The following is a 19,138-nucleotide window of genomic DNA, read 5'->3' on the forward strand; positions in this document are numbered from 1 at the left end:
CCGAGGAATGCAGGAACAGAGTTCATCCAAATTGATGCTGTATCAACTTACCCTTTCGGATTCCAAAAAAGTCAGCTGCACTACTGAAAAGATATTCCACCTTCTTCTCACCAAAATTTGCCTTTACAGGATTTAAATGAATGTAATTCACTTTTTGATTGAAAAACTCATCATTGGATATTTTAATAATCACGGAAATTAGATTCAATCCAGCCAATTTTTTTGTCCGATAACGGGCGAAATTGTTCGAACCAAGTAAAAGAATAGCCTCAAAAATGCTCTATACTGATTATTTGAGGGCTTTTTTTGATGGCACAAGTTTAGGATAGGTGTTAGAAGTCCAATCTGAATTGAGATTTGACCAAATTATCTATGACTTTAGCCAAGAGTGTTAATTGGAAGAAGAAAGATTTGTTGCCTGCCCTATAAGTTGTAGAAAACAACTCACTTACAGAACATCTATTGACCAATCGTGAATTCTATGCTCAAAAATTATTTCAAAATCGCATTGAGAAATCTGCAAAAGCGGAAAGCATTTTCCATAATCAATATCCTAAGCTTGGCCTTGGGACTTACTGGTGGGATATTTATGTTGGTTTATGCTTTGGATGAATTTTCATTCGACAAGTTTCATGAACGGGGTGGCCGAATTTATAGGGTAAATACGGTCTTTATAGACCAGAAATCCGGCTCAGAATCTCACAACAGTGACAATGGTTGGCCAGTAGGTCAGGTTTTAGAATCCGAATTTCCGGAAGTGGAAAAAGTGGTCTACACCATTGGATGGCCGAAATTGGATGTGTCTTCCAATCAGGAAACCCACAGTCCAAGGATGCTTTACACCAACAAAGAATTTTTTGATGTGTTTTCGTTTGAAATCAGCAAAGGTAATGTGAGTTCGTCCTTGGAAAAACCCTATTTCGCGGTCATCACTGAAGATTTTGAGGCAAAACTTTTTAAAGGTGAAGATGGGATCAATAAGGAGTTTCTATTGGCGGACAGCATTCCTGTCACAGTAGGAGCTGTGGTCAAAAATGTACCTCAAAATTCTCATATCCAATTTGACCTTTTACTTTCCCAAGCCACCTTCAATGCATTGACGGGAGTGACAGATTACGCCAAAGATGGGTGGGGCAATATTAACATGGGCAACTACCTACTCTTAAAAGAGGGTGTTGACCAAGAGGCGTTTAAATCAAAAGCAAAATCCGTCTACATGGACAAAGTAGGCGATATGATGCGTTCTTGGGGTTCTGAAGCATTTTTATTTTTCGAACCTATGGAGGATATCTATCTGAAATCACAATCAGGAAATAGGCTAGGGCCAATTGGCAGTATCGACCGGGTATATATGGTACTAGGTGTTTGTATGTTCACCATTCTGCTTGCCTGCATCAATTTCATCAATCTTTCTACAGCCCGTTCCGTCGATCGATTCAAAGAGGTGGGGCTGAGAAAAGTGGTTGGATCATCCCGAATGGCATTGATCACCCAATTTATGACAGAGGCTTTTGTTTTAACAGTGATAGGATTGGTAATCGCTATTTTATTGTCAACCAACCTGATGCCCGTATTCAATGAATTGGTCAATAAAACTTACACGATGGAAAGTCTACTTAAACCTGAAATCCTGTTGGGTATCACGGTTTTGCTATTGATTATCAGTTTACTGGCAGGATATTATCCCTCTCTGCATCTTTCATCATTTCAGCCTGTCAAGATTCTGAAAGGTAAGTTTAACCCCGGAAGTACCGGACTGAATTTAAGGAAGTCTTTGGTGGTGTTCCAGTTCTTTATTTCAATTTCACTGGCTATGGGAACGATCGTAGTGCTCAATCAATTGGAATTTATGCAGCAAAAAGAGCTGGGTTTTGCCAAGGATGAGATTTTAGTAATCGATGCTTCCAAGATGAAGAAAACCCGGATTGAAAGCTTAAAAAATGAGTTGAGCAGTATTCCAGGAATCCAGGATGTCACTTATTCCAATGGCATTCCGGGAAGACCAGGATGGGTCGGCCAGATTGCTTATCCCGAGGGAAGAGAGGCTGAAAATCCGGTCTCTGTCGAATACCTGTCAGTAGATGACAATTACCTGAATACCCTGAAACTTGAATTGGTTGCAGGAAGATTTTTTGACCCAGAGCGGGAAACAGACCTTATTGAGGGCTTGGTCTTAAATGAGAGGGCAGTCCGGCAATTTGGATGGAACAGTCATGAAGAGGCCTTAGGAAAGCGAGTCGTTTCACCTTCGACCACACCCCAGGGAACCGTGATCGGTGTCGTTAAAGATTACCACCAGTTGGGCCTGCAACAAGCCATTCACGGCATTGCAATGGATTGGGCACCTGATTACTCCTATTGGTTATCATTACGCTTTGAACCTGGACAAACTTCAGCAATTCTGGAAAACTTGAATAAGAAATGGAAGACAGATTTTGCCGAAACCGACTTCAAATATTTTTTCCTCAACGAAGACTTTGAAAGATTGTATCAGTCAGAACAACGAATGTCCAATATGTTCAGGTTGTTTGCAGGACTTACGTTACTGATTTCATTGATTGGCCTTTTGGGTTTAGTCTCTTTTATGATAGAATCCCGGGCAAAGGAAATGAGCATTAGAAAAGTCTTGGGAGCAAGTGTTTTCACGATTGTTTACTCCCTATCCAAAGAATTTATGATTTTGGTGGTGGTTGCCTCCCTTATATCTGTACCTGTGGCTTGGTATTTTGGAAAAGAATGGCTCCAAAACTTTGCATACAGGTCGCCTTTAAGCCTAGAAAATTTCTTTTCAGTTGTTTTCTTGGCCTTGTTAGTCACTCTTTCGGTGATAGGTCTCCAGTCCCTGAAGGCTGCGTACCGAAATACAGTCAATGGATTAAGGAGTGAATAAAATTATTGCCGCCGTTCTTTTTGATTTACAATACTGAAGCAGTTAATAGGATTTGACATACCTAACTTTCTAACAATAAGCAAAATTGACAATCCTACTTCGTCACTTCAGTATTGCAAATCCCTGGAATTATTCCCTACTTATCCATACCCTTAACCTTCTCCAAAAACAAGCCCTCCACATAAAACTGCCAATCGGAAAAATTTAAGGCCTGATTGGCTAAATGGACGTGATGATCCTGATCCAAAAGGTAGCCCTCTGGCTTATTCAATTGGCGGGTTTTGCCATAAACTGACTCCAGCTGACTTTGGATAGCTGACCACTCTTCCTGCATCCCAGAAAGTTTGGCCTGAGCTTGGGCTCTTTTCTCACCGCTTGGTTCGTCCAGTTCTGCCAAGGTAATCAAGGCCCGATTGGAAAACTGAACTGCCTGGGCGACCTGCTCATAAACCTCCAGAGCATAAGTATTTCGAACGGCACGTTTTTTTGATTCCTGAATTAGCTGCAAAACAGAATCTACCCTCACCAAATTGGCTTGTGCATTCACAATTTTCTCCTGGTATTTCTTAGTCCAGGCTCCCGCTGAATCCGAATTGGGAAGCGGGATCAAAGCTTCTTCGATAGGATTTTCGAGTTTTCTCAGTCGGTTTCTGTCCCGCTTTTTATCCAGTAGGGCATTTTTCCAGAAAGCAACAGGGTCTTCCAGGGAATTGATAAATTCCATATCTGCTTCCGCCAAAGCAGGTCCAAAGGCACGATGACGATAAGCGGCATGAAGCTCATCTGCAGTTCGCTTTTCTCCCGCCCAGGTATACTCGGCAAAAATCGAAATCCCCCGCTGATACAACTCAAAATGAGGAGAATCATCGTCCCAAAGCGTCAGCAGAAGCCCGTCAGCTTTATTACGAATGGAGATCAAGGCAAAGTCCCGAATATTCTTGGTATTGCTCTGATCGAGCGGCATCAGGTTCCAGCGGGTTTGTCCTGCGGTGGCCCCCATGACCTTGAATCCATTGTCCGAAAACCATTTGATTGCACGGATATTTCCGGGAGACTCCGGCATGTCATAATTCCAGCGCATGTACACACAGTTTTTGGGAAACATATCGATGTACTTGTTCAGGTTGGGTTCGTTGGCAGTCCAGATGCTGTCCACCTGAGAAGCGGTCAGTTTGCTGTCATAGATGGAGCGATAGACACCGGCATTTTGCAACGGCATATCGTCCCAGAAGATCGGTGTCAGACCTTTTCCCGCGGCATAGGCACTCACCCGATTGAGCCAGATCAATTGGAGCTCCAAGGGTGATTTGCCTGAGTTTCTTCCCGTAGTATGTACCTCATCTCCGCCGACATGCAAGTAGTTGGCATGGGGAAAAGCCTTTAACGCATCCTCATACAGGTCAAATTGCACTTTGTAGGTATCTTCATTCAAGGGGTTGAATGCCCAATCGCTTTCCGGATCGTCTCGAAGTGGCTTGTATTCTTCATGCTTCAGGATAAAGGAGGCATGTCCCAATCCCTGCACCAGAGGACTGATCCGGATATTTCGGGCCATCGCATAATCACTGATAGCTTTCCAATCTTCGATGGAAAAGGCATCCGGAGAAGCCACTTTGGGCTGCAGTTGATAGCCGAGCTTGTCTTCGATTTCCACGATCACGGCATTGATTTTTTGCGCTGCAAAGCGATCCATCAATTCGTAGTAGTATTCCTTTTTCTCCAAATGATGCTTCACATCCAAGTGAACTGCACGATAAGCCAAAGCTGGTTCATCCGTAATACTGCACATCGGAAGCGGAGCATTTTGGTCTTTGGCATCTTCCAAAAGCTGCCCCAGCGTCATCAAACCGTACCAAAGACCCGATTCTGTGGCCGCTTTTACCTCCACTTTTTCATCGGTGACTTGAAGGGAATACCCTTCCGGTTTCATGACCGACGCTTCATCGAGAGAAAAGCTAATCGGCTCTTGGTTGAAATCAGCCAGAGATCCACCGGAAGTAAACTGATCTTTTGCCTGCTTAAAAACCGCTGCTAAATCCGGCTCTTCCAATTCGGAATCTCCGGTGATTTCAAAAGAAACAGGGCTGGGTAAAATCACGAATCTGGCATCTGTATTTGTTTTTTGGCCACAGGACCAAACCGATAAAATCAGTACCAACAGGGCAGAAAGAGAAAAGAATCGCATAGGCTCGGGTTGATTGTTTCCAAAAATTAGGAAAATACGAGGTAATACTGATCAAAAATTCTGTAATCCGGAGTAAATCCATGATTGGCATTTGATATTCCTCATTTTTCCCTAATTTTTAGATTCTTCAATTCGGGAAAATTCCGGATCAGAAAAAATCTTAACCACAACATACCCAAAATGCTTACACTGGTGATAATTCTGGTGGCCTTAGCCTTGATTCTGGTGGCCATCATCAAGTTTGACATACATCCCTTTTTGGCACTCTTCGTGGGTGCCTTAGTCTATGGCCTGATGATGGGCATGCCGACCGAACTGATCATCAAGTCCATTTCAGAAGGCTTTGGAGGGGTTATGGGCAGTGTGGGATTGCTCATTTTGTTCGGGGTGATTTTGGGGACTTTTCTGGAAAAAACAGGCGGCGCAATGGTCATCGCCGAAAAGGTCTTGAAGTGGGTGGGGGAAAAATCCGTGAACTTATCCCTGATGCTTAGCGGATGGGTCCTTTCAGTTCCGGTTTTTGGCGATAGCACCATTATCATGATGAATCCGATAGCAAAGTCACTTTCTTCCAAAAGCACGATTTCCTACGCGGCTACGATTGTGGCCGTTTCATTGGGCGCCATGGCAAGTCATTCACTGGTACCTCCTACACCCGGGCCTATAGCTGCTGCGGGCATTTTGGGGGCGGATTTGGGATTGGTAATCTTCTATGGGGGTATTGTTTCCCTGATCACGCTCATTCCACTCTATTTTTTCGTGCAAAAATGGGTAACCAAGATCCCCCTTCGTCCGGTGATCGTGGCAGATGAGGCAAACATCAATATCGCTGACCGACCTAGCTTTTTCTCCTCTTTGCTGCCAATTTTCATTCCTTTGGCATTGATCATTATTGCTTCAATCGCCGCTTATCCCTCCAAACCTTTAGGAGAAGGTCGAGTTGTGGAAGCGATTCAGTTTCTCGGCACTCCGGTAATCGCGTTACTCATTGGGGCGGTTTTGTCCTTCACCTTGCCCAAGAAGTTTGACCGAAAACTCCTGGCCTCTTCTGGATGGATTGGGGAGTCGATTTTGCTTGCCGCACCAGTTATCCTGATTACAGGTGCAGGAGCAGTTTTTGGAAAAATGTTGCAAAACTCGGGAGTCGGCGATTTGGTCACCGCCAGCATGAGTGATGCGAATTGGGGAATTTTCCTTCCTTTTTTGATTGCTTTTGGGCTAAAAACCGCCCAAGGCTCTACCACGGTGGCGATGATTACCACCGCTTCGATCGTCGCCCCAATCATGGGAGCGCTTGGACTGGACTCTGAAACCATGAAAGTATTCACGACGGTAGCCATTGGTGCAGGCGCCTTGGCGATTTCACATGCAAATGACAGCGGATTCTGGGTCGTCACCCAACTATCCGGAATGACCACCAAACAGGGAAACCTATCGCACAGCCTAGGTACTTTGATTGCTGGAGTGACATCCATTTTGGTAGTTTACACCCTCAGTTTGATAGTAGGGTGATTCAATAAAAAAATTAGACTTGCAGCTTAGAAGTTGAACTAATAAGCTGCAAGTCTATGGTTTTCAGTGATTTTTTTTTTGCTGTTTTCTTTCTACAGCCTCTCACTTTTCAATTAAAATTCAAAATTCTTTCACCTCGCCGTCCATCCTCCATCCACGGTTAGCATCGATCCCACTAAGTAAGTTCCTGCGTCGGAGGCCAGGAAAATCGCCACTCCCTGAATTTCTTTCAGTTCACCCCAGCGGCCCAAAGCCGTGGCACCGACAACAAACTTTTTCCCTTCTTCCGTATCAGCAATCGGTAAATTCATTTCGGTCAAAAACGGTCCTGGACAAATCGCATTGACATTGATATTCCAAGGAGCAAGTTCCAGCGCCAAAGCCCGGGTCATCTGAACCACGGCGCCTTTGCTGGAAGCATAGGGCGTTCGATTGGCCAACCCAACCAAACCCAGGGTACTGGCCAAATTGATGATTGCTCCCTTCTTCTTCTCCTTCATGTAAGGAGTCACCGCACGGGAAGCCAACCAAGTACCAGTCACATTCACCTCCATTACTTTGGAAAAATCGGCCTCACTCAACTCGTCAATAGCTCCCCTGATATTGATCCCGGCCGAATTAATTAGAATGTCGATGCTTCCAAACGCCTCAAACGCAGTTTTAGCCATCGCTTCCATTGCTGATTTGTCCACCACGTCTGCGGCAAACGTGAGGGCTTTGACCCCGTACATAGCGGAAATTTCAGCTGCGGCTGCTTCTCCATCAGCCGCATATCTACTTACGAGCATCACATTGGCACCTGCGGAAGCCAGTCCGGCGGCCATCGCCAAACCGAGGCCTTTGGTCCCTCCGGTGATAATAGCGGATTTGCCTTTGAGTGAAAAAAGATGGATTCCAGGAAGCTGGGAAAGGTCGAGTTGGGACATGGTTTTGTTTTTTAGGTTTTTGGTCAACAGCTGACGGACGACAGCTTATGGCTGTTTTCAGGTCAACTTACTGTTTCCATTTTAATTTGATCATGAAATTGAAGAAAGATTGAGACTGTATTTCGTCTCGCATTTTAGGACAAAAGTTGATTTCGGGAATATTTCAGACACTTGACCACATTCTCCTCTTCAAAAGCCAGCCGCTGTTCGGGACTGAGATTTTTGACTTCAGGAAGGGCAGTAGGATAGGAATTATCCCGAACCAATCTTAGGATTTTTGCGAGCTGCTGAGCAGAGGGGTTTTCAAAAGTAGTCCAGTAACTCTCCTCCAAGCAGGGAATTTCCAAAGGATCTCGCGTAATCATTTCCAGGCTGAACGTGACAGTAGGATTATTTTTTTGACACAATGCAACAGCTTCCTTCAGATCGACAATTCCGGTCCCAAGTTCAACTTCAGAAAGCAAAAACCCCTTTTCAAAGGATTTCACCCCCATGTCTTTGACATGCGTGGAAAATGCGAACGGAGCCAAAGTCCGGATTACTTCCATAGGTTCCTCAAGAAGGGAAACATTGTTACCGAAGTCCAAGGTCACCCCTACCCACTCACTGCCCATATTTTGGATGAGTTGGGCGAGTTCGGCTGCCTTCCAGTCTTTGTGGTTTTCGATGGCCAACTTCACTTGGTGCTTCTGAACAATGGGCTCTGCCAGTTGGATGGATTTCAGGGAATTTTCCCGGAAAACAGCCCATTCTGTGGCGGATTTGAAGTTTTCATACCGTCGACCACTGAGGCAGACGGTTCTCAGAACTGATGCACCTGCCTCTTTTGCGGTGAGAACTTCCTTTTCAAACCTGCTGACATCCTCCGGGTTTTTAGGGAGCCCGATGCTGCCTTCCAGATACATTCCCAGCTTTTCCCGTTCGTCCCTGACCTTTTTGCTAAAGTCCTCTGCCCATCCTCCTACCGTAGTCTGAATTCCCCCTGCTCCGATCGAGTGGCAATGCCGCATCAAATCAATGGCATCTTTGAAAGCAGGATAGGTTTGACTTTCTACTTTGGATCCATAGCGAATTCCATAAGAGTGAACGACTACTCCCATAGGGATACCTCTCAGGCTATCCGGCAAGGCTGAAAGCGGAAAGGCCAATGCGGCGGCAGCCAGACTGGATTTTTTCAGAAAGTCTCGTCGGGATTCAAAGTTTGGATGGGAGGTCATGGGCTTGATTTGGATTTATGGTTTTGGAGAAGACGCGAGTCCTTCCATATGTTTTTTCAGTTCGGCTGAAGACCAGGGATAAACTCTTCCTTGGTTCAAGTGACGGGTAGAATTCACTGTTCGACCTGAAATGGGTGGAGCCTGGTTGCCCCATTCATTTCGAATATACGTGAGAATCGCAGCTATATCCCCATCGGTCAAGGTCGAATGCGAGGGCATTACGGGCAAAATTTCCGGTGCGTCGTACTTTTTGCCAGCCACTTCAATAGGGCCTTCGATACCATGTAACAAAATCAGGGAAAGCTGGATCTCATCGCCCAATACCCACTCCGAACCTGCCAATGGAGGTCCCATTCGGGATGCTCCTTTACCGTTGCTCCCGTGACAGCCTGCACAGGAAACCAGGTACTTTTGACGCCCCTCTGCAAACTGCTTCATCGCCTTCTCATCCAGATTTCCCACCGCTACCGCTGTTGCTGATGGTAGATGTCCAGGCCAGGAAAAAAGCCTTTTTAGCAGTTCAGTCCGATTAGGATCCAAGGGAAGGTCTGTTCTTCTGAAAATGGCAGGGCTGGCGTTCAGTTTCACCAATCCCGGTGTTTCCAAATCGGAGGCTTTGATTGCCATCCCAGTTAAGATTACCGTTTCTTTCCATCCGATACTAGGCACATTAGCCAAAGCTAAAAGCCCACTGATTTCATCTGATTGACCGTTGTTGATCACGGAGGTGGTCAACATTTCCAGGAAAATCTCCCGGTCCGAATTTGCTTCCTTCCAGGATTCTGAGCTGATCAGCTTTTGCAAAAACCCAAACTCCTGCCCTTCCAGGCTGCTCAAAACCGCATCACGAATCAGGGCGTGATTTCCATATGTTTCAATTATTCCGGAAAGCAAATTCTGTTTAGTCTCCTTTGCCAGGACATCGGCACTCAAGGCCAACTGAAGCGCCAGATGCTCAGAGGGATTTTCTGCAAGTTGGGAAATGACTTTTTCCAATCGGGAAAGAAGAGCCGGATCCGAATAAGCCGGTTTTTCAATTTGCCTTAATGCTGTTGTTTTTAGCAAGTCAGAATCGCTTTTCAAAACTTGCAGTAAAAGCTCCGGATTGACTTTCCCCATTCCTTCCAGTGTCCATAGCGCATGAAAACGCCCCAATTCCGATGTTCCGTTTTTCACCAAATCCTCCAACAAATTGACGGAAACTGGATCATTTTTTTCCACCAAGAATCGCTGAGCCATATCCCTAAACCAGCCGTCTGTATGGGAAAGGTATTCCACCAGCTCCTCCGTGCTTGCCTGGGAAAGCTTTGGAGGTGACGCGGGATCAACCCCTTTGGGCACCACACGCCATATCCTACCCATGTGACCGGGAGCATCCAGCCCTCGTTTCTTGGTTTGCTCCTGGAGATAAGGTGTCATGTACGAACCGTGCTGTACAATTCCCTGATACATGTCCGCGATGTACAATCCCCCATCCGGCCCGACCGTGGCATTGACTGGCCTGAAACGTTCGTCGGTGGATGCCATAAATTCCTTTCCTGGATTGGGGTCATGGGCTTCTAACAAAATACCTTTTTCAGTCACCACATTGCGCTTGACCAAGTTGCCGGCATTTTCCATCACAAAAATATTCCCAAAGTATTCCTCCGGAAAAAGATGGCTCCGATAGACGGTAGGTGCCGAGGCAGACGTAAACTCCAGCAAACGTCCTGCAGAATCCAAGGTACCGGGAATATACCCGCGATTTACTGCCGGGTTGGAACGGATCGGGAATACCTTGCGGTCTATGGTCAAGCCGTGGTCAATCCCTGAAGAGGATTTGTGGTTTTTATTTCGGGATAAATAATTAGCGGGAACCAAGTCTCCATGAAGCTGAGACCAATTGTAATTGTAAATCAAGCGGCCTTTGTCATCCTGAGAGATTCCCCACTGTCCACGGAATTCAGTCGTGTCCCGAGTCCAATTTCCATCCTGAAATCGGTAGCGAAGTCTAGACTTGGCGCTGTAATACCAATTATCCACATTCCGGACAAAGCCATTATCGGAGTGTTCGGGAATTCCATTGGCCGCATAAGTAGAGTCCATAAGGATTTTGGAATCAGCCTGCCAATCTCCATCCGTATCCTGCGTGATCCAAAGGGCATTGTTTTCGGCTACTAAAGCTCCATTTTTAAAAAGCCCCAGTGCCCTCGGCATGATTAGGGAATCAAGGTAAACTGTCCGCTTGTCCATTTGCCCATCTCCGTCTGTATCTTCCAAGATCGCCACAGATCCAACGGGCTGGTCTTCCTCGGAGCCCTCAAAGTCATTCATGTACCCGCGCATTTCCACCACCCACAGGCGACCGTCTTCATCAAACTGGATAATTACCGGTGATTCCACCATTGGCTCTGAAGCAACAAGCTGCACTTCAAATCCAGATTCAATTTGAAAAGTTTTGGCTTCCTCTTCCGCTGTTCGGGCGGGACTGTCAGGTGTCTCGGGTAAGGGTCCGGGTTCTTTGCAGGAAATCGCACCAAATAGCACAACAGCACAACACAACAGGGTACTTCGAAACATGGTTACTCAGGCAGTTTGGGTTTGATCAGATAAAAGCCAACCCTTTGGCAATTAGCAGGGTTTTTCCAATTTGGTTTTTATTCTGCTGAATTACAAGGCCATTCCAATGAGTAATTCAAATGTTGCCTGAAACGGTAAATGGATCAAGGAAACATCCGACATGAGTCAGCTTTCAAGGACTTCCCCTACCTTTGTCCAAAATCACCCTTATGAATTTTTCCGATTTAGGCCTGACGAAAGAATTGCTTACTGCCATCGAATGGGCTAATTACGAAAGCCCCTATCCGATTCAAGCCGAAGCGATTCCTGCCCTAATCCAGCTAAAAGATCTGCTTGGTTTAGCTCCAACAGGTTCCGGAAAAACAGCTGCATACATTCTGCCGATTCTTCAGCGCTTGCTTCCAAAAGAAGCTCCAAAAGATCGTTTTATCCCTGTTTTAGTCATTGTCCCAACCCGAGAACTGGCCATCCAAGTTGCAGAGGTGACAGAGAATTTCAGCCGTTTTTTACCCAGGAAAATCAAATCCATGGCTGTCTTCGGTGGAGTCTCGATCAATCCCCAAATGATGAAACTTCATGGAGTTGAGATTCTTATAGCTACCCCCGGACGATTGATTGATCTCATTGGGAGAAATGCCCTGGGGATTTCAAGAATTCACACTTTGGTACTGGATGAAGCTGACAAAGTCCTCAATATGGGTTTCCGGGAAGAAGTGGAGCATATTCTGGAGCTTTTACCTGCAAGGCGCCAAAACATCCTTTTCTCTGCGACTATGGATGAAGAAGTGGAAGTGTTGACTCAAAAGCTTTTGAAGAATCCGATAAAAATCCAAGTGGAAGCCCCCAATTTCACTCCCGATCTAATCGACCAAAAAGCTTACCGGGTCAGTCCCGAAAACAAGGGACCTTTCCTACGAACATTGATCAATTCAGGGGATTGGACCCAAATTTTGATTTTTGCATCCTCGATCCGAACCGCGGACAATGTTGCAGCCAAACTTTCTAAGAATGGGATCAATGCAGTCGCTTTTCATGGAGACAAAAGCCAAGGGGCCAGAACGGAGGCTTTGGCCAAATTCAAATCCGGAAAAACACGAGTCCTGGTAGCCACGGACTTGGCAGCACGAGGGATCGACATTCAGTTCTTACCCTTGGTGATCAATTACGAACTGCCCCGATCTCCCAAGGATTATGTCCATCGCATCGGACGTACAGGTCGGGCCGGTGCCGAGGGAGAGGCGATTTCCCTGATCACTCCCGAGGAGCTCCATCACTTCAAGGTAATCCAGAAAAAGATGGGGAAATGGGTGTTGTTGCTGGATTCGGAGGATTTTGGAAAGACACAGGAAGATTCCAACGAAGGTTAAATCTCAAAATCAGAGGAATTCGTACACTGACCGATAAGCTCCCTTTTCCTCAAAATAGCCCAAAAGAGAATCGAAAAACGGGTTTTGCGCCAACGTACTGCTGTCTCCGATTAGGATTAATTTGCGCTTGGCACGGGTCAGGGCCACGTTCATCCGACGGGTATCAGCCAAAAATCCGATCTCTCCTTTTTCATTGGATCGGGTCAGGGAAATCAGCATCAGATCCCGCTCCTGCCCCTGAAATCCGTCTACCGTGTCTATCGTCATCAACTCGGCAAAAGCCTTAAGGTTGGGGAATTCATATGTATCAAAGATCAAATGCCGAAGCATTCTGACTTGGGCGGAATAGGGTGCAATCAGCCCGATCGTCCAATTATCTTGCTTAAATCTGGCAAAGCCAATTCGCTTGATGGTGTCATTCAGATAGGTACAGGCAAACCGAGCCTCATCGGGATTGAAGGTACTCAAGCTTTCTGCCTCCAACTGATCGGTAAATCCTGAACCCGCAGTATCGATCCACTCCAAAACCGGCTCATCGGGCGCAAAAGCGTGACTTTTGGTGTTTTCAGCAGCCTGAAGTTTTCCTTCGTAAAACCACTCGTTGGAAAAACCCATGATGTCCTCTGGCATACGGTATTGGACCTGAAGCATTTGCGCTGTCTGGGGCTGTCGATGGATAATTTTCTCAAAAAGAGTGGTAGAAAGTCCGGATTTGGAAGCCTCAAAGGACTTGATCGTGGGAGGAAGCTGGCAATGATCTCCGGCAAACACCACTTTTTTCGCCTTTAAAATCGGGATCCAGGTAGCTGCTTCCAACCCTTGCGCCGCTTCATCGATAAACACCACGTCAAAGACCATTCCTCGCAGATTGGAAGATGAAGCACCTACCAGCGTACAGGCAAAAACTTGAGTCCTCTGAAAAATATCCGAGCGGATGTAATCTTCCAATTGACTGGCTGCTTCCCGAATTCGGGATACTTCCTGAAACATCAGTTTGCGTTGCTCTCGTTCCTCCGGTCCAAAATTCCGCTTGTATTGCTTGGCAAGTTTGAGGTAGGCTTCGGTTTCCTTTCGGAGTTTTTTCAAATCCCGATAACTGTCGTGAAAAGCAATTTTGGCGTCCAAGGTCTGATTGAGAATCTTCTCCTCCACCCTTGCAGGATGCCCCAAGCGAAGGGTTGAAATCCCTGAGTCCACCAACTTTTCAACCAACAAATCCACTGCTGCGTTACTCGGAGCAGTGACCAGAATACTCAATCCTTTTTCAACAGCCTGCCGGATTGCAGCGATCAGAGTGGTGGTTTTCCCTGTACCAGGAGGGCCATGAACAATGGCGAAATCCTGCGCTTCGGCAATTTTCTGGCAAGCCTGATTTTGGGAAAAATTCAAACCCGGAAATTCAATATGAGGTAATTCCCTGAATTTTGGGGTCTTTTCTCCATAAGCAATATCCCGAAGTTCGGCAACCCGAAGGTTTTCGCCTGCCATTACTTTTTTCAATGCCGACTCCATTTCCCTATAACTCGCCTCATCAAAGAGCAAATCAACTCCTAATCGGGATCCTTGCATCCAATCGGGAATCTCATCCGCCTGAAGTGTAACCACCATCATATCCTGCTTGACCTGATTGATGACTCCGTTTACCCGGTTTTCAGGACTGTGGTAGCCATCTTGGGTGGAAAAAAATGTCACGGATTTTCCGGAAGAAAAAGCAGACGGATAACCGGAGTCCAAGCGCTCTACCTCCACCAAAAGCCGCTCCCCCATTCCGATTTTGCTCTTTTTAAGTTGAATCGGATGCCAGGTGATGCCTTCCTTTTTCTTGTCAGCAATTGAGGTGTTGAGAAACTTCTTCTTGTATTGTGCAAGGTCCTCCGACCACTCGAGCTTAAGAAGTTTTAGACCCAGTTTGAGTTCTTCGCTGATATTCGGCATCAATTGGTATTTTAGCTTGCAAACTAAGCAAAAGCCGAAGGGTTTACCTCTAACTACATATATGAACTTTCTAGCCCACGCTTACCTGTCATTTGGCCAAGAGGGCATCCTAGTGGGCAATTTTGTTGCGGACTTCGTAAAAGGGAAAGATCTTCACCAATTTAATCTGGAAACTCAAACCGGCATTTTACTGCACCGGGAAATTGATTCGTTTACCGATTCCCATCCTTTAGTAAGGGCTGGACAATCCTATCTCAGACCTAAGTTCAGGCATTATTCAACAGTCATCACGGACATATTCTTTGATTACTTTTTGGGGAAAAATTGGGATAAATTCTCGGAAATCCCTTTGGAAACCTTTGTAAATCAAACTTATGAGATTTTGGATCGCCATCTGAAAGAACTCCCGGATTCTTTCGGCGAGATGTTTTATTGGATGAAAAGCCAAAATTGGCTGTATCATTATCGCGAAATTGAAGGCATTCAAAAAGCCCTGAATGGCCTAACCCGCAGAGCCAGATTTGACTCCAAAATGAACGAGGCACCAGAACTTCTTTTGGAAAAAGAGGCAGAATTTGAGATTATTTTCTTCGCTTTTTTCGGGGATTTGGAGACTTTTGCGCGGGAAAAACTCACCCAACTCCAGCAAACTCATGGTAATCATTAAACCAAAAATATCCACTTACATTTCCCTAGGCTTTATCGTGCTGGTTTTGGTCATGGGACTGATCCTTTTGATGGCGGATTTTGCAAACAAGGGGACTTTTCCGATGTGGTTTTACCCAGTAGCTTGCTCCCTGATTACAGTAGTGTTGGTGTTACTCTTGATCAAAATGATGGCAGGATGGAGGATTATACTGGCAGGTAAGGATCATATTGTGATCAAATTACCTCTTAGAAGAACGACCAAAGTGTATCCAATCGATCAAATCCTGCTTTGGGAAGAGGAAACAATGATAGCAAACAAGCGGGAATTCAAGCAGGTAACCATTGCTTTTACGGATAAAAACTCAGTTTCCATCTCCAATCACGAGCATGAAGCCTATGAGGGATTGATCAGCTATCTAAAAAAGAAGGCCCAAAAGCAGATGATTAAAAGCAAAAAAGCCTGATTGCTCAGGCTTTTGGTTTATCGTTTAGTTCTGAAGTTTCGGTCATACATGTCGATACTTTCATTGATGATTCGCATCGCATCTTCTTTGCCTAGAAAGTCCTCCACAATAACTTCCTTGTTTTCCAGCTTTTTGTAATCCTCAAAAAACCGGTGAATTTCCTTCATCAGGTGAGGCGGCAGCTCTTCGATATCATTGATGTAGTTCACTGACTGATCGCCTGCGGCCACTGCAATGATTTTATCATCTGCTTCTCCCCCATCGACCATTCGCATTACTCCAATGACTTTTGCCTTAACCAAGGTCATGGAAGGGATATCGATTTGAGAAATAATAAGGATATCAAGCGGGTCATGGTCTTCGCAGAAAGTTTGCGGAATAAAGCCATAATTTGCTGGGTAGTGAACCGCTGAAAACAAAACGCGGTCAAGCATCAACATGCCGGTTTTCTTGTCGAGTTCGTACTTTCCTTTACTGCCTTTTGGAATTTCAATCACGCCCATTACAAATTCAGGAGCTTCTTTCCCGATGTTGACGTCGTGCCAAGGATTAATCATAGATAGTGTATTTTGATAAAAAATGGACAAATGCCGGGGCAAAGATACAACCGCGGAGCAATATCTATCCTTTAAAGGATCCCTTTATTCAAGCTCGGGAGAATAACCGTTACAGTCGTTCCATGATGGAGTTCGGAATCCAGATGAATCTTACCACCCATTTGTTCCACTGCTTCCTTAACCATGTAAAGCCCGAGTCCGGTTCCTACGTTTTTCTGAGTTGCCCTGGTAAAGAGGTTGAAAACCTCATCATGATGCCTTTGCTCAATCCCGATCCCATTGTCCTCAAGTCTAATGACGGCTTCATTATCTACAACGTCGATAGTCAGACTGATTCGCTTTTCACCGGGAGCATTCTTTTGAAACTGAACTGCATTGCTGAACAAATTATTGAGAATCACACGGATCTTTGAATCATCAGAGTAAAATGAACTTTGCTGATTCACCTGTACCTCAATGTGAAAATAACTTAGGTCAAACTTCTCACGATAGGCTTCCATTTGCTGGTTTAAAACCTGTCTAAAGTCGATTTCAGTAACTTTATGATCGATTTTGGTAGACCTGTAAAAATCGAGCATTTTGTAAATGAAGTCATCCAGCTTTCCGGTGGCCGTGTCGATCATTTCAAAATATTCGGTCACGTTAGGGTCACTGATTTCCATTTTGGCCAGTTTGGAAACCCCTGAAATACTCATGAGAGGACCTCTCAATTCATGCGAAAGGCTGTAGACAAACTGATTCATCTCGGAGTGGAGCTTTTGGAGCTTTAGATTTTTCTCCTTCAACTCACGCCTCATAAAATAAATGTCCGCGGCATTTTTAATGGAGTTCTTGATTTGCTCAATATTCCATGGTTTGTCTATGAATCGGTATACCTCCCCCTTATTGATGGCATCGATTACGCTTGCAATGTCAGAATATCCAGTCAGCAGGATTCTAATCGGATCAGGATTGATCTTAACCATTCGCTCAAAAAACTCAGTTCCTGTCAGGCCAGGCATTCTTTGGTCAGCAATAACCACATGAACTTCTTCTTCCTGTGCAATTCTAAGTCCCTCCTCAGCATTGATTGCCGTAAAAATCTTAAAGTCCTTTCTCAGGGTAGCTCTGAATGACTTAAGGTTATTGTCCTCATCGTCAATGTAGAGCACGTGAATTTTATCACTCATACTTTGGGGCATTTTGGTAAATCGGAAGGGAAATAATAAAAGTAGTGCCCTGACCTTCCTCGGTATTTACCTCCAGGGATCCTTTGTGATTTTCAATAATAGAATAAACTATGGAAAGACCCAAACCTGTACCTTTCCCAACTGGCTTTGTAGTAAAAAAAGGTTCAAAAATCCGTTGTTTCACATGCTCCGGCATTCCTGGTCCATTATCTTCAATTTCCACCTCTACGTGGTCAGAAAAGGCTTTGGTCCGGACAGTAATCTTCGGATCGGCAATTTTATCCAAATGGTCTGACAATGCGTGAACGGCATTGTTTAGAATATTCATAAACACCTGGTTGATTTTACCAGCCAGGCATTCTACCATAGGCAATTCTCCAAATTCCCGAACTATCCTGATTTTTCCAGGGATCGTACTGTTCAACAAAATTAAAGTGCTGTTGATCCCGTCATGAAGATCAACTTTCTTGACATCCTGCTCATCCACCCTGGAGAAAAGTCGAAGGCCCTTGACAATTTCAACAGTTCGCTTAGCTCCCTCTTCCATCCCTTTGAGCAGTTGATCCACCTCATCCAGGACGTAATCAAGTTCCAGACTTTCTTCCAGTTTTTTGGCCTCCTTCTGCGTTTCAGCAGAAAATTCCTTGTTGCCGGATTCACGATAAAAATCAATCACTTCCATGATATCCTTAATATCACGCTTGAGCGGAGTAATATTTGAACTCACGAAATTGATTGGGTTGTTGATTTCGTGTGCAATACCTGCAGTAAGTTGACCAAGGGATGCCATTTTCTCCTGATTGACCAGTTGACTTTGGGTATTTTGAAGGTTACGCAAGGCTTGCTCCAGCTCATCGGTCCGGATCCTGACTTTTTCCTCCAACATGGAGTTTTGCTCTCGGATCAGTTTTTCATTTTCCTTCAACACAAGTAGTTTTCCTGCTTGCTCTTCTTCTTTCTCTTTTTTAAGAATATTGATTTTATCTGCTAGGGCAAATGAAAGAAGGACTACTTCCAAAGCCGAACCAAAAGGCATAATGTACGCAGTGAAATTATTGATCGGGATAATTCCCATTTCACTTAAAACAAAAAGGAAAATTCCAATCATAAAAATGGACCATGCCAACAGGTAATAACGCGCCGGCCTGTAACCCAATTTCAAAGTAGCCCATGCCACAAAAAGGACATACAACACCACTATTGACTGGGTTACCAAAATCACTTGATAACTCAGTGTAGTCGAGAAAAAAACTGCATTGAGAAGAATAAAGAAATAAACAAAATAGATGATGTTAAAGCCATTATCAAGCTTTGGGACATACTGTTTGGTCAATAAGAAAATTCTCAAAAACCAAATCCCAACAATACTTACTAAGGAGGAAAAAATAACGATGGATCGGGAATTCATCCAATCCCATTCAGGCCAAATCAAGACCTGAGTAAAACCCAGAATTGACCCTTGAGCCATCCATACGAGCAAGGTATGGAGAACATAAACCAAATAAATTTTATCCCTTACTGAAAAATAAAGGAAAAGATTATAAAAAAACAGTCCTACAAAAACACCGGAAAGCAGTCCAAAAAGAATGTTTTCAAAATCCAGTATTGATTTAAAATCAACATCCTCGGTTACAAAACCAGTAAAAATTTTCTTGTCTGTATTTTCAATTTTAAGGAGTAAGAATTCTGCTTCTTTTTCTACTTCAGAA

At 44.8% G+C, this 19,138-nt stretch carries 13 protein-coding genes; 5 read left to right on the top strand and 8 right to left on the bottom strand.

Features of this window, described 5'->3' with window-relative positions:
* Positions 1-481: 481 nt before the first annotated feature.
* Complete coding sequence (locus D0X99_RS12380; protein ID WP_119478136.1) at positions 482-2,890, top strand: ABC transporter permease; 2,409 nt, start codon at positions 482-484, stop codon at positions 2,888-2,890.
* A gap of 136 nt (positions 2,891-3,026) precedes the next feature.
* Here D0X99_RS12380 and D0X99_RS12385 read toward each other — a convergent pair whose 3' ends face one another.
* Entirely contained in the window at positions 3,027-5,075 is a 2,049-nt protein-coding gene (locus tag D0X99_RS12385; protein ID WP_119478137.1) for a family 20 glycosylhydrolase, read from the bottom strand.
* A 180-nt stretch (positions 5,076-5,255) separates the two neighbouring features.
* Here D0X99_RS12385 and D0X99_RS12390 point away from each other — a divergent pair, with 180 nt between their 5' ends.
* Positions 5,256-6,587: a GntP family permease gene (locus D0X99_RS12390; RefSeq protein WP_119478170.1), complete on the top strand. Its 1,332-nt coding sequence runs from the start codon at positions 5,256-5,258 to the stop codon at positions 6,585-6,587.
* 131 nt (positions 6,588-6,718) lie between these two features.
* Here D0X99_RS12390 and D0X99_RS12395 read toward each other — a convergent pair whose 3' ends face one another.
* From D0X99_RS12395 to D0X99_RS12405, 3 genes are all read right to left on the bottom strand, one after another.
* Positions 6,719-7,513 (bottom strand): SDR family NAD(P)-dependent oxidoreductase, encoded by a 795-nt coding sequence (locus D0X99_RS12395; protein WP_119478138.1) that lies wholly within the window; start codon positions 7,511-7,513, stop codon positions 6,719-6,721.
* A gap of 134 nt (positions 7,514-7,647) precedes the next feature.
* The gene (locus D0X99_RS12400) at positions 7,648-8,730 is read right to left on the bottom strand and encodes a sugar phosphate isomerase/epimerase family protein (protein ID WP_119478139.1); all 1,083 of its coding nucleotides are present in this window, start codon (positions 8,728-8,730) and stop codon (positions 7,648-7,650) included.
* Positions 8,731-8,745: 15 nt separating this feature from the next.
* A complete protein-coding gene (locus D0X99_RS12405) occupies positions 8,746-11,289 on the bottom strand; it encodes a DUF7133 domain-containing protein (RefSeq protein WP_119478140.1) in 2,544 nt (847 codons plus the stop codon).
* Between the two features lie 209 nt (positions 11,290-11,498).
* On the opposite strand from D0X99_RS12405, the gene D0X99_RS12410 reads away from it, so the two are divergent.
* Positions 11,499-12,656, top strand: a complete 1,158-nt coding sequence (locus D0X99_RS12410) for a DEAD/DEAH box helicase (RefSeq protein WP_119478141.1) — start codon at positions 11,499-11,501, stop codon at positions 12,654-12,656.
* Positions 12,657-12,665: 9 nt separating this feature from the next.
* Here the strand turns inward: D0X99_RS12410 and D0X99_RS12415 are convergent, their stop codons facing one another.
* Positions 12,666-14,591: an AAA domain-containing protein gene (locus D0X99_RS12415; RefSeq protein WP_119478142.1), complete on the bottom strand. Its 1,926-nt coding sequence runs from the start codon at positions 14,589-14,591 to the stop codon at positions 12,666-12,668.
* Positions 14,592-14,652: 61 nt separating this feature from the next.
* Here D0X99_RS12415 and D0X99_RS12420 point away from each other — a divergent pair, with 61 nt between their 5' ends.
* Together D0X99_RS12420 and D0X99_RS12425 are read left to right on the top strand one after the other, a co-directional pair.
* Positions 14,653-15,258, top strand: a complete 606-nt coding sequence (locus D0X99_RS12420) for an acyl carrier protein phosphodiesterase (RefSeq protein WP_119478143.1) — start codon at positions 14,653-14,655, stop codon at positions 15,256-15,258.
* Positions 15,245-15,703: a hypothetical protein gene (locus D0X99_RS12425; RefSeq protein ID WP_119478144.1), complete on the top strand. Its 459-nt coding sequence runs from the start codon at positions 15,245-15,247 to the stop codon at positions 15,701-15,703. The genes D0X99_RS12420 and D0X99_RS12425 overlap by 14 nt, the downstream gene beginning before the upstream one ends.
* A gap of 17 nt (positions 15,704-15,720) precedes the next feature.
* Here the strand turns inward: D0X99_RS12425 and D0X99_RS12430 are convergent, their stop codons facing one another.
* The 3 genes from D0X99_RS12430 to D0X99_RS12440 all read right to left on the bottom strand — a co-directional run.
* Positions 15,721-16,260: an inorganic diphosphatase gene (locus D0X99_RS12430; RefSeq protein ID WP_119478145.1), complete on the bottom strand. Its 540-nt coding sequence runs from the start codon at positions 16,258-16,260 to the stop codon at positions 15,721-15,723.
* A 71-nt stretch (positions 16,261-16,331) separates the two neighbouring features.
* Complete coding sequence (locus D0X99_RS12435; protein ID WP_119478146.1) at positions 16,332-17,429, bottom strand: hybrid sensor histidine kinase/response regulator; 1,098 nt, start codon at positions 17,427-17,429, stop codon at positions 16,332-16,334.
* Positions 17,422-19,138 (bottom strand): 7TM diverse intracellular signaling domain-containing protein (locus D0X99_RS12440; RefSeq protein ID WP_119478147.1); only part of this gene is annotated, 1,717 nt, incomplete at its 5' end. The genes D0X99_RS12435 and D0X99_RS12440, both read right to left, overlap by 8 nt.

Origin of the sequence: Algoriphagus lacus (assembly GCF_003583985.1) — a bacterium.
Lineage (GTDB): Bacteria > Bacteroidota > Bacteroidia > Cytophagales > Cyclobacteriaceae > Algoriphagus > Algoriphagus lacus.

Excerpts from the sequence above, each read along its gene's own strand:
- D0X99_RS12380 (WP_119478136.1), top strand. The coding sequence starts at position 482 with ATGCTCAAAAATTATTTCAAAATCGCATTGAGAAATCTGCAAAAGCGG.
- D0X99_RS12385 (WP_119478137.1), bottom strand. The coding sequence starts at position 5,075 with ATGCGATTCTTTTCTCTTTCTGCCCTGTTGGTACTGATTTTATCGGTT.
- D0X99_RS12390 (WP_119478170.1), top strand. The coding sequence starts at position 5,256 with ATGCTTACACTGGTGATAATTCTGGTGGCCTTAGCCTTGATTCTGGTG.
- D0X99_RS12395 (WP_119478138.1), bottom strand. The coding sequence starts at position 7,513 with ATGTCCCAACTCGACCTTTCCCAGCTTCCTGGAATCCATCTTTTTTCA.
- D0X99_RS12400 (WP_119478139.1), bottom strand. The coding sequence starts at position 8,730 with ATGACCTCCCATCCAAACTTTGAATCCCGACGAGACTTTCTGAAAAAA.
- D0X99_RS12405 (WP_119478140.1), bottom strand. The coding sequence starts at position 11,289 with ATGTTTCGAAGTACCCTGTTGTGTTGTGCTGTTGTGCTATTTGGTGCG.
- D0X99_RS12410 (WP_119478141.1), top strand. The coding sequence starts at position 11,499 with ATGAATTTTTCCGATTTAGGCCTGACGAAAGAATTGCTTACTGCCATC.
- D0X99_RS12415 (WP_119478142.1), bottom strand. The coding sequence starts at position 14,591 with ATGCCGAATATCAGCGAAGAACTCAAACTGGGTCTAAAACTTCTTAAG.
- D0X99_RS12420 (WP_119478143.1), top strand. The coding sequence starts at position 14,653 with ATGAACTTTCTAGCCCACGCTTACCTGTCATTTGGCCAAGAGGGCATC.
- D0X99_RS12425 (WP_119478144.1), top strand. The coding sequence starts at position 15,245 with ATGGTAATCATTAAACCAAAAATATCCACTTACATTTCCCTAGGCTTT.
- D0X99_RS12430 (WP_119478145.1), bottom strand. The coding sequence starts at position 16,260 with ATGATTAATCCTTGGCACGACGTCAACATCGGGAAAGAAGCTCCTGAA.
- D0X99_RS12435 (WP_119478146.1), bottom strand. The coding sequence starts at position 17,429 with ATGAGTGATAAAATTCACGTGCTCTACATTGACGATGAGGACAATAAC.